The organism is Dialister micraerophilus DSM 19965 (assembly GCF_000194985.1).
GTDB lineage: Bacteria > Bacillota > Negativicutes > Veillonellales > Dialisteraceae > Dialister > Dialister micraerophilus.
The window spans coordinates 650,863-661,658 of the sequence record NZ_GL878519.1 but is presented as its reverse complement, the minus strand read 5'-3'; the positions used below and the strand labels follow the sequence as shown (position 1 = coordinate 661,658).

Here is a 10,796-nt window from a genome sequence, read left to right as displayed (position 1 = left end):
GCAAAAATACGTGAGTAATGAGCGGCGCTAAGTAGCGAACACATTTTGTAGGAGCGAAGCGACACTCAAAATGTAGTGAGTCACTTATGTAGAAGCAAGTAGCGAACGCCTTTTGAAGGAGCAAAGTGACGCGCAAAAGGCAGTGAGTCACTGTGCGGCACTGATAGGAAGCTGCTGATAAACAAAAAAGCACTTACAGAGATGTAGGTGCTTTTTTCTTGTGCAAATGATGATGGCTTATGGGTTTATTGCAGATTTCAATTATTCCGGTAATGTAAGATTTATCCAAAGATGGATATATCCGGGAAATGTCATATAAATCCACATACCACTGATAAAAACTAAAATCTGGTGAAAAGGCATAGCAGAAATAATAGAGAAGAAGTTAGTGATCCCGGAATTCTTTTTTTAATTTACTTTTGGCGGGCATTCATAATCTTATCTCCATTGTACAGGTCTTTTTAGGGTGGAATAACAGATTGCTTGTTCTTTTGTCAAGTAATACTGTATTAAGGAACGAAGAATGTCAAGAATGCAAAATATCTTTCTGTATTTATCTTATCTTTTAATTCATCGGAAGGCGTAGTGTCAAGTCTTGTTTTGATGACCCATGCGCCCCAGTGATCGATGCGGATGTCCGCCACACCTTCTCTGTTTGTGGATACATAAGCAGATAATTCATCATTTTTGGAATAGCCTTCATACATGGCCTGAAGTTTTTGGAATGCCAGTGGCTTTCCTTTATATAGTACTTTGACTTTCATGCGGCCGCCCCCGGTTGTTTTCCAGAGCAAAAGGATTGGTTAGGGGGATAATTTCTAAGGTATGGCCGATAGGACGACTGATATTTCCGGTGAAGATGTTGCCGGAAAGAAAAACAGATTTGGCAAACTGTTGGGAATAGACACTGCTCACAATTTCACGATGTCCGGTTTTCGGTCCTTTGACGGCGATTTCCTTGCCGTTTTCCCTATACGTTGTATTCATGGAAGGGCGCCGTGTAATGACAGTCAGATACATCCCTTATTCAGGAAGTGTCAGTTTCGTTTCGCCGTAGCCGTCTTTTCTCAAGATAAGGGTTTCTTTTTTCCGGATGGAGAAATCAAGGAAACATCGGTGAAATCATCGGTATTAATAAACCAGTCGACAGGATAGTGATGACCCCACCCCATATATAAATGGGTCACTGCACCACGATTCGGACGATAAGCAGGGGTGTAGTCACTCATATTGATCCATAAAGTGTGGGCACTGATACTTGTGTTGATGAGTGCAGATAAAAAAGTTGTTGATAAAGCAAGTTTTTTATTGAAATTAAATTTTATAACTATCTTCTTGTAAAGAAATATAAATATTTACACATGATTCTTATTATATGCGAAAAGGAAGAATACAATAAGAGTATTCCGCTAAATAGACATAGAAATTCCTTTAATTGATATGTTTTTACATGGCGGTACGAAAAAGAGACACCATCATGGAGAAGGTGTCTCTTTTTTATTATTTGCTTTTCTTTTTTTCGATAATCTTATTGTAGAGTTTTGAAGCAATGGGGAAAGCCACAAGACCTGTTATGAAAAGAACGGCAGAATTTATTGCCAGTCTGCTGTCGCTCCCATAGATGTATAAACTTCTGGCCGTGTCTGCGACGTATGTATACGGTGAAAGATACGCCAGACAGCGCACCCAGAAAGGCATGGGCTCGAGAGGCCAGGTGAAGCCGGAGAGAATAAAGGCAGGCACGGTATAGAAAACGGAAACCCTACTGAAGAGAAGCTCGTCTTTGCATATGGGGGCAATAATGCCGACAAGTTGTATAATGCAGAACAGGAAACTTCCGGCAAGCATGAAATGCTCCGCAAAATTGCCGTTTACGGGAAGCATGAAAAAGTGGTTGCTTATACCGAGAAAGACGGCATAAGAAAACATACCGAGCGACCAGTAAACAAATGTCTTGACCAGCCAGCGTTTCCAACGTGATAAAGCAAATTCTTCGGGAACCGGTTTATTTCCTTTCCATAAAATACCGCCGGATACGGACAGGAGCAACCCTTGCTGCATGGCAATCAGAGCGAGTCCGTAGACGAAGAAACGCATATAATCAAGCTTCGGATTTCCTAATATACGGTAATTGAAATCGATAGGCGCCATTCTTCGTTCTGCCAGATAAGGAATCTGGTGGAGATCTCTTGCGACGAGTTTTTTTCCGGTTTCCTGATTGAAATGCTGGATAATCTCAAACGCCGCGATATTGCTGTTGCTTGTAATCATCATATTGCTTCCCTCAACGATGAGAGAAACCGTGCTTTGTCGTTCATGATCGATATCTTTGGCGAAATTTTTCGGAATGACCAAAGCGGCGGTATGCCGACCGTCATGACCGAACCAGTCTTCCACGTCTTGAAGACTGCTGCCTTGGGCCACGACACGGAAACCGTCACTGTCGGAAAAAGAACGGGTAAGTTCACGGCTGAGATATGTATTATCCTGATCTACAACGAGAAGAGGAATCTGATTGACTATACCGAACGCATATAACCAGGCAAAAAGGAGTAAATACGCAGGCGCCGCTCCCAAGAGAAGAACGCCGCGGCGCAAATCATGATAAAAGATATGAGCCAGCTCATTTTTGATAATGCGGAGATACTTTTTCATCAAGACACCTCCTGCCATTTACGATACTTCACAAGGAAGAAAGTGAGAATCATAAGAATGATACCTGCTGCTGCCATGATACCGATATCCTCAGCCAAAAGATTCGATGCACCTGCCAGCGACAAGTCCCGCATCGGCAGAGCCAAATAGGTAATCGGGAAAATCGCCCGTATAATGGCGGGAAGCTGCCCGAGCCATTCCTGCGGCCAGCTCAGACCGCTGTACAATAAACCGGGCATAATGAAAAGCAGTGCCTCCTGAAGTGCCAGCACGGGAGCATTGAAAATAATGGACAAGAACATGCCGAGACCGGTAAAGAAAAAGACAAACACAGCCTCCAGGAATAAAAATTCATACCACGGAGCCCGCAAAGGAACGGCAAATACGTATTGGGAAATCAAAAGACAGATACTGAAAACAGTAACAGATACCAATTCCACGGCACAAAGTTTTCCCCAGAGCAAAGCCGTTTTATAACGCCATTTCTGTGCTTTATTTTTGACAAACATATCGACCGCATAAAGGAAAATAGAAATCTGGATACCGTTGCACACAAGTCCTAAAAGCATAAAATTGCAATAACTGTTCGTCGGGTTATTGAGGATACGCACGCTCATGGCTGCAGGGTACGCCACCCGTAAAGCCTGGTCGGGATAAAGCATCATATGCTCCAGTATTTTCTGGCTTCCGCCGACCAAAAGACTCAAATTGATTTCCTCGGAAGCTACCAGAGCGGCGCTGCCGTACACCATATTCGAAGCCTCGATATAAACGCCCACCTCGGCAGGAGCCGCCGTACGAAGATTTCTATCCACTCCGGACGGGACATAAAGACCGACCTTGGCCTCGCCGTTTTTCAAAGCCGCCTGCATTTCCTCGTAACTCGATACCTGTTTGACCACATTGAAACGGTCCGACGTATCATAATTCAGAACCAGCGTGCGGGAAATACTGCTTTGCTCCAAATCGCAGACAACGACGGGAATGTGATTCAATACATTCGCACTGTAAGCCGCACCGAAAAGAAGAGTATACACAAGAGGAAGCAAAACAAGCAGAAAAAGCAAGGTCTTATTAAAACGCCCTGCACCATAAAATTCCTGCCTGAAAGCAAGCACTGATTCATGAAACCATCCTTTTAACATAGTCCCACCGTCATTACATTCTGAAACGCATACCCGGCTGTATACGGGGATCGTTTACCTGCACCTTTACATTATAAGTAATAATATCCTGATCATCGCCTCGTTCACTCGTGGCTCTGTAAGTAGCAAAATTAGGCTTTTTGGAAATATCGACAATCGTACCCTTCACTTGGAGATCCTTATTGCGTCCGTACAAAGTGACCTCACTGTTCAGCTTATACTTATCCAAATCCGTTTCCTTCACCTTGAAATTGACCCAATTTCTCGAAGGGTCCTGAAGACTTACAATCGGCATACCCGTAGAAACCATAGCGCCGGCATCCACATATTTCGTCGTCACAATCCCGTCAAAAGGCGCGGTAATGACCGTTTCGCCCACATTGACCGCCGACTGGTTGAAAGCCTCCGTACTGGCCTCTACATTAGCCTGTGCCTGCTCACAAACAGCAGCGAGAATGTCACACTTGCTTTGGAAATTCTCATACATGGACTGTGAAATAGCACCGGCTTGGTACAACTCCTCATAACGTGCCAAATCCCGGCGCGCCTGATCCAGATTGGACTCTGCCTGAAGCTTGGCTGCTTTTGCGGCACTGATTTTTGCTTTAGCCGCCGCATTCATGGCACTCACTTCCCGGGCATCGACCTCTGCCAGCACATCCCCTTTGTGGACATGGACACCCTCTTGCACATATAAATTGACCAAACGCCCCGGAATTTTAGTATTGATAGACACTTCCGTAGCATCCGCCTGACCCCAGACCTCCGAAGCATCCGAATTATCCTTTTTAGCGCAGCCCGAAACGGCCAGAGCGGCTAATAGCATCACTCCGGCAATATAACGCTTACCGCTGTTTATCATACAAGTTCCCCCTTATCACATAGATAGTACAATATCATTATATCAAATAAAAAAAACAAAACAAAATTCTTTAATTTCTTTTAGAGATATAAATTCAAATTAATATTAACATGAGAACCGTAATCATAAAAGATAAATAAAGGGAAATTTACGGCATAAACAGTAAATAAAAAAGAAATATAGAAAACCGAAAAAAGAAAAGCACCGTCAGAAAACAACAATACATGATTTCTTATTCCAATTCATTTAATTTGATTATAAGTTCCGAATAACGGATTTCGGAATAAAACTTCAATAACTTTTTGGCAATCACAAACAGAGGACGCCCCTTCACCTTGACCATAGCCTTATGCAAATCCGGATCCACATCTTTAATCTGCGTGAATATCCTTTATGAAGTGACTCGCAAAAGCGGGTCATTTTAATTTGCCCGAAAAAAAGAAGTTCGGTTTTTTACAGAAAACAAACCAAAAATAAAGAAACGGAACTTTGAAATTTTTATTTCCCTTTCTTTTCTCCCTGTTATCCTCTCGAAACTCAGTATTACCTGAAAAAAACGATGCTATATTTCCTTTGTTTTTTCATAGCTTTTACCGGATATCCGTCATGTATGATTAAAATAACACATGACGTATAGAAAACATTTGATATACATTGACATTAGACGTATAATAATAGTGCAATAGTATATTTTTTTATTTTTGGGGGTAGCTTTGAAGCACTTCTCTTTGTAGGAGGAATCATGAATAAAATTTATAAGTTGATTTGGAGCAAGACGAAAAACTGCTGGGTCGTTGCGTCCGAGCTGGCGAAAGGACACGGGAAAAATACCTCACGCCGGGAAGGAAAGAGTCTGCTTGCCGTCGCAGTGATGACCGTCCTCTTGGGAGGCGCTTTTTTACCTGCCGGTATGGTTTCTGCGGCGGACGGAGCAGCGCACTATGTTAACGTTGCTGTGAATACGGGCAAGACCATAGAAGCAAGAAAATATCCGGGAGAGGCCATTGAAGAATCCGCTATCGATCCGGACGCAAACTATGATCTCTCCGCGAACCCCACCATCAACGCCATCAGTATTGGCGCGGAAGCAAGCGCATGGAATAACGGCGCTGTCGCTATGGGATTCAAGACCATAGCAAAAGGAGAATATGCTACCGCTCTCGGAACAGGTTCGGCAGCGTATTCAAAAGGGGATCTCGCTCTCGGCTGGAAAGCGTATACAGGTTGGAACGAACCGAATAAAATCGCGATCGGCACGGAATCTACCGCGTTGAAAGAAAACGGTATTTCCATCGGTACCAAGAGCAAAACTTGGTATGACAACGCGATCGCTATCGGTAATGAAGCGGAAACGGGCAACAAAGGCGGCGTGACCAGCAATGACTCGATCGCTATCGGTAATAAAGCGAAAATCCAGGGACAGAAGAACGTCGCGATCGGTTCCGAAGTCACTGTGGGCACAGGGTCAACCAGTAGCGGCAGTTCCTATGTCGTCGCCATCGGTAGTGAGTCCCACGCCTACGACACGGACAGCGTTGTCATCGGCGGTCATAGTGAAGTCCGCGAAAATGCCGTTGTCGTCGGGAACCGTTCCAAAGCGGGCATGCAATCGGTGGCGCTGGGCAGCGGCATCAAAGCAGGTGAATGGTCTGTCGCTATCGGGTTGAGCAGTAAAGCGCACAATCACGCGATCGCCATGGGCATGAATTCTGATGTGGCAGGTGAATACGCCATCGGTATCGGCGAAGAGGCAAGGTCTTTTGCGAATCAGTCGGTATCCATGGGCTACCAGGCGCATGCGTATGTAGGGGAATCTCTTGCTATCGGCAACAGCGCTCTTGTTGGGGGAGAAAGAATTACAAAAAATGCGTACAATGCGTTATCCGATGCGGAGAAGAAGAACTATATACACGACAGCTACGGTAATTTCTATTACAAAAAGAGTAGTGAGTCTTATTACAGCACGGCTGTAGGACCGCAAGCCAGAGTATATGGCAAAAATGCGACAGCACTGGGAAGTGCCAATGTGGGTGATATATTTGGGAATATAATAGCTGACGGCGGTACGGCGGTCGGCAGCAGCGCCAATGCGGCGTATGAAAACGCTACGGCTGTCGGGTATAATTCGATAGCCTATGCGAAAGATGCGGTCACTATCGGCGTAAACACCAGAGCGGATATCGAAGGCGGCGTGGCGTTGGGCAGTGACTCCAACGTAGGCTCTTATGCCTCTCCGAGTTATGGCAAAGCGGGTAAAGTCGGTTATGATCCGTTGGGAACCGATGCGGACGAAACTTCCACGTGGAAGGCTACAAAAGCGGCCGTTTCTGTCGGTAATCAGCAAAAGGACATTACCCGACAGATTATCAATGTCGCTGCCGGTACGGACAACACCGACGCGGTCAACGTGGCGCAGCTGAAAACTCTCGGGCGCAAAGCATGGAAAGACCTTGCTGAGGCGAAGGATCAGCTGGGGGCGAGAATTGCTACGAATACCACAAGTATTACCGCTCTTTCCGGGAAAGTACGCACAAACACGCAAGATATCGGGCGTCTTAAGACGGATGTAAATACAAATGATAGAAGAATCAGATACTTGTATGACAATATGCCTTTCATGCACTATGTTTCCGTTAACGAAGGAAACACCAATAAAACGACGGATAATCGCAAGAATGACGGAGCAAAAGCAGTAGGGTCTATCGCGATCGGCGTCAATACACACGCTTACGGAGAAGATGCCGTTACTTTAGGCTACAATTCTTTCGGTAGAGGACAGGGCAGTGTCATCATCGGTGAAACCTCGGAACACTCCAACGGTGCAAGTAAGGTGAAAAACGGGCAATTTGATCAAAGTATCATTGTGGGCAGTCAGAACGAAGTCTATGCTCGGGAAAAAGACTTGGGCGGATGAGAAGATACTATTTTGGGAAGTAAGAATAGTATTACAGAATCTCACGGCACCTTTGTCCGCGGTGTAGGTAATACGGTATATGATGCGTACAATGATGAAGTCATGACCGCGGCCGAAAAGGAAAAACTGGAAGCCTATTTGCGTCAAGATGAGGATGCGGAAGGTCCGATTGGTCTCTTTGAAAAAGAAAGAAGTCATGTCACTGTCGACGGTGACGGTAACTCGGTAGCTGGTGCAATCTATACCCGTGTTTCCGGCGTGAGCAACGACCTTTCCAATACAGATGGCAAGCCCAGATTGTCCTACAATATCATTACGGGCAACAGAAATACATTGACCGATTCCAGTCATAACCTGATACTGGGCGACAACCACGAATTGGAAAACGTGAACGGAAATATCATTATCGGATCGCAGAAAACGAAAACGAAAACCGAAAAATCTAACGTCACCATTCTCGGCAATGACGCCAACGTCAGTGTCGAAGGCGGCGTGGCTTTAGGGACCGGTTCCGTAGCAAGTACCGCTGCGGAAGTAGCCGGCTATGATCCCGCCACGGATAAAGCATCCACAACAGACAATGCGACATGGAAATCAGGAAACGGCGCAGTATCCGTCGGCACGGCAGATAAGACAAGACAAATCACCAACCTCGCGGCAGGTACAGCGGACACCGACGCGGTCAACGTAGCCCAGCTTAAAAACAGCAAGACCGCTGTCGAAGCAGGCGACTATGTGACCGTTACGAAAAAAACGGAAGACGGAAAGGGAACGACCTACACCGTCAAAGGTCCGACACTCTCCATCGACGGCGGAAATCTGACTGTCAACGCTGACGAGAAAGATGGTAAAAAAGTAGGCTACAAACTCAGCTTGAATAAAGAACTCACAGGTCTGACCAGCGTTTCAAGTGAAGCATTCAAAGTTGGTGATAAGACATATATCAATAGCCAGGGTATCAATGCGAATAGCAATAAAATCACCAACGTGGCAGCCGGAGCGGCAGATGGCGATGCGGTCAACTTCAAACAGTTGAGTGACGTAAAATCCATCTCGACAACCAACCAAACAAACATCGGAAAACTGCAAGCAGGCTTCACCGTGAAAGACGGCGGAACAGGCAAGGCGGACGTTACACTCGGCGGAGATACGAAGCAGGAAGTTACCTTCAAAGCGGACGTAGACAAAACAACTGAAGCAACGACGAACGGTTCCTCGCTGACCTCATCTGTCGATAAGGACAGAAAAGTCACCTACACGCTGAACATGAAACAGCTGAAAAAAGACCTCGGAATTACCGAAGGCCCTGACGGCGTCATGAGCTCATGGAAACTGAAAGTAAAGGATGAAACAACACCGCAGGAAATCAAAAACGGCGAAGCCGTTACCTTTGACGTAGCTGCAGCGGATAAAGGACTCACCGTCACAAGAGATGGAAAGACAATTAAGTACGGTATAGAAGGCAGTAAGATTAACCTCGCCGGCAATACGAGCATTACCAATTTGAGTAATGAAATCGAAAAGAGCAAGATCCACTATTTCTCCGTCAACAGCACGGATAAAGGTGCGGGTTCGAACTACAAGAATGACGGCGCGAAAAAAGACGGCAGCATTGCCATCGGTCCGTCGGCTTTGAACAACGGGACTCAGTCCGTTGCAGTGGGTTTGAAGAGCAAAGTAGAGGACGGTTGGTGGTCCGTTGCCTTAGGTACTGAGAGCAAGACAAATGGTCATTTCACTACGGCTATCGGTTACCAGGCGAGTGCGACGATGCAGCAGGCACTTGCATTGGGAACGCAAGCGGAAGCAGCTGCTGAGAGTAGCATCAGCATCGGTACGAAAGCAAAATCGTTGGCTAACCGCGGAATTGCATTAGGAACGAACAGTACGGTAGGTGCAACGGGCGGTCGCGGAATTGCCATCGGTGATGGTTCCTATGTCGGCGCCAAAACGAACAATCATCCAGGGACGGGCATGTCGAATCCGGGGGATGAATGGAAACCGGCCAACCCGTATGTAACAGCCGATGATGATACAGTAGCGGGGCCGGGTAAGCTGCCGGAAGAAAACTCGATGGCTATCGGTATGAAAGCGAGTGCTTTCGGATTCCAAACGACCGCATTGGGCGCAGGCGCAGAAGCGCATAACACCAATACGACAGCGGTTGGTGTGGCGGCAGTTGCCAAAGGTAATTACAGCACGGCACTGGGCAAACAGGCGCGTACATTTGAAAAAGAATCGACATCGGTCGGTCATTGGGCAGATTCCCGTGCGGAATTTGCAACGTCCGTCGGTGCGAACACCATTGTTTATAAAAAAGGCGGCGTAGCACTCGGATCCGGTGCGCGTGCTTATGACGAAAACAGTGTTGCTATCGGCAGTAACTCCTTTGCCAAAGAAGCGATTGACGGAAAAGCATACCTCAGCGATGAAGACGTTAAAGCCGCTGCAGGCATTGTGTCTGTAGGCAGCCCGAACTATAAAGTAGGAGATACGGACGTCGCAGCGAACTATCGCCGTATCGTCAATGTGGCAGGCGGTATCCACGACAATGACGCGGTCAACGTGGCGCAGCTGAAAGCGTTGGAAGGCAAAGTAACGACCAATGCAGGAGATATCACGACCCTCAAAGAAGGTTGGACGCTGGCAGATGCCAATACGGGCAAGAAAGTCGTCAAAGCAAAAGACACGGTCAAAGTCACGGGTGATGACTACATCACGGCTACCGTGGACAATGACGGACTGAAGCTCGGCATGGACGAAACCAAGCTGAATACGCAAATCAATAACCAGATAGACAACAGCGAGACCGTCAAAGCGAAGATGAATTCCTGGGTACTCAAAGCTACTTCAGATACGGGCGAAGAGGAAAAAGGCAAAACGATCAATAACACGGATAATGCCGTCACCTTTGATGTGGAAACAGATCAGGGACTTACCGTTAAGAGAGACGGTGCGACTATCAAGTATGGTGTGAATAACAAGCAACTGGTAGAAAACATCAACAAAGGCGACACGGCAGTCACCAATATCGCGGGTCTCTTCAACGTCACTGACGGAAAGAACACGAAGGCCGTCAACCTCGGAAAAGACAAAAATAGCAATGTCACATTCAAAGGCACAGACGGTGAAACTACTGTTACCGTCGGCGGTTCAGACGATGCTCCGACCGTTACTGTAGGCTTGGATCCGGAATTCAAGAAACAAGTAAACGCCAACT

6 protein-coding genes and 1 pseudogene are annotated in these 10,796 nt (G+C 46.4%); 2 read left to right on the top strand and 5 right to left on the bottom strand.

From position 1 onward, the window contains the following. Window positions 1–509: 509 nt before the first annotated feature. The 5 genes from HMPREF9083_RS03160 to HMPREF9083_RS03140 all read right to left on the bottom strand — a co-directional run bounded on the left by HMPREF9083_RS03160 (window position 510) and on the right by HMPREF9083_RS03140 (window position 4,662). On the bottom strand, window positions 510–764 hold the full coding sequence (locus tag HMPREF9083_RS03160) for a DUF4198 domain-containing protein (RefSeq protein ID WP_007555945.1): 255 nt from the start codon (window positions 762–764) through the stop codon (window positions 510–512). After that, window positions 742–1,020 carry a DUF4198 domain-containing protein gene (locus HMPREF9083_RS06285; protein WP_081456891.1) on the bottom strand — a complete coding sequence of 93 codons (279 nt, stop codon included), beginning with the start codon at window positions 1,018–1,020 and terminating at the stop codon, window positions 742–744. The genes HMPREF9083_RS03160 and HMPREF9083_RS06285 overlap by 23 nt, the downstream gene beginning before the upstream one ends. A gap of 480 nt (window positions 1,021–1,500) precedes the next feature. Then, a complete protein-coding gene (locus HMPREF9083_RS03150; RefSeq protein ID WP_007555943.1) occupies window positions 1,501–2,655 on the bottom strand; it encodes an ABC transporter permease in 1,155 nt (384 codons plus the stop codon). Then, entirely contained in the window at window positions 2,655–3,800 is a 1,146-nt protein-coding gene (locus tag HMPREF9083_RS03145) for an ABC transporter permease (RefSeq protein ID WP_007555942.1), read from the bottom strand. The genes HMPREF9083_RS03150 and HMPREF9083_RS03145 overlap by 1 nt, the downstream gene beginning before the upstream one ends. A 13-nt stretch (window positions 3,801–3,813) precedes the next feature. Then, window positions 3,814–4,662 carry an HlyD family secretion protein gene (locus HMPREF9083_RS03140; RefSeq protein WP_007555941.1) on the bottom strand — a complete coding sequence of 283 codons (849 nt, stop codon included), beginning with the start codon at window positions 4,660–4,662 and terminating at the stop codon, window positions 3,814–3,816. Between the two features lie 742 nt (window positions 4,663–5,404). Between HMPREF9083_RS03140 and HMPREF9083_RS03135 the strand changes: the two genes are divergently transcribed. Then, window positions 5,405–7,576, top strand: coding sequence for an ESPR-type extended signal peptide-containing protein (locus tag HMPREF9083_RS03135; protein WP_007555939.1), 2,172 nt, complete (start codon window positions 5,405–5,407; stop codon window positions 7,574–7,576). 603 nt (window positions 7,577–8,179) lie between these two features. Then, a pseudogene (locus tag HMPREF9083_RS06135) lies at window positions 8,180–10,796 on the top strand (hypothetical protein); the annotation flags it as partial.

What these genes read in the sequence shown, in the direction of transcription:
- HMPREF9083_RS03160 (WP_007555945.1), bottom strand. Translation starts at nt 764, where the DNA reads ATGAAAGTCAAAGTACTATATAAAGGAAAGCCACTGGCATTCCAAAAA.
- HMPREF9083_RS06285 (WP_081456891.1), bottom strand. Translation starts at nt 1,020, where the DNA reads ATGTATCTGACTGTCATTACACGGCGCCCTTCCATGAATACAACGTAT.
- HMPREF9083_RS03150 (WP_007555943.1), bottom strand. Translation starts at nt 2,655, where the DNA reads ATGAAAAAGTATCTCCGCATTATCAAAAATGAGCTGGCTCATATCTTT.
- HMPREF9083_RS03145 (WP_007555942.1), bottom strand. Translation starts at nt 3,800, where the DNA reads ATGTTAAAAGGATGGTTTCATGAATCAGTGCTTGCTTTCAGGCAGGAA.
- HMPREF9083_RS03140 (WP_007555941.1), bottom strand. Translation starts at nt 4,662, where the DNA reads ATGATAAACAGCGGTAAGCGTTATATTGCCGGAGTGATGCTATTAGCC.
- HMPREF9083_RS03135 (WP_007555939.1), top strand. Translation starts at nt 5,405, where the DNA reads ATGAATAAAATTTATAAGTTGATTTGGAGCAAGACGAAAAACTGCTGG.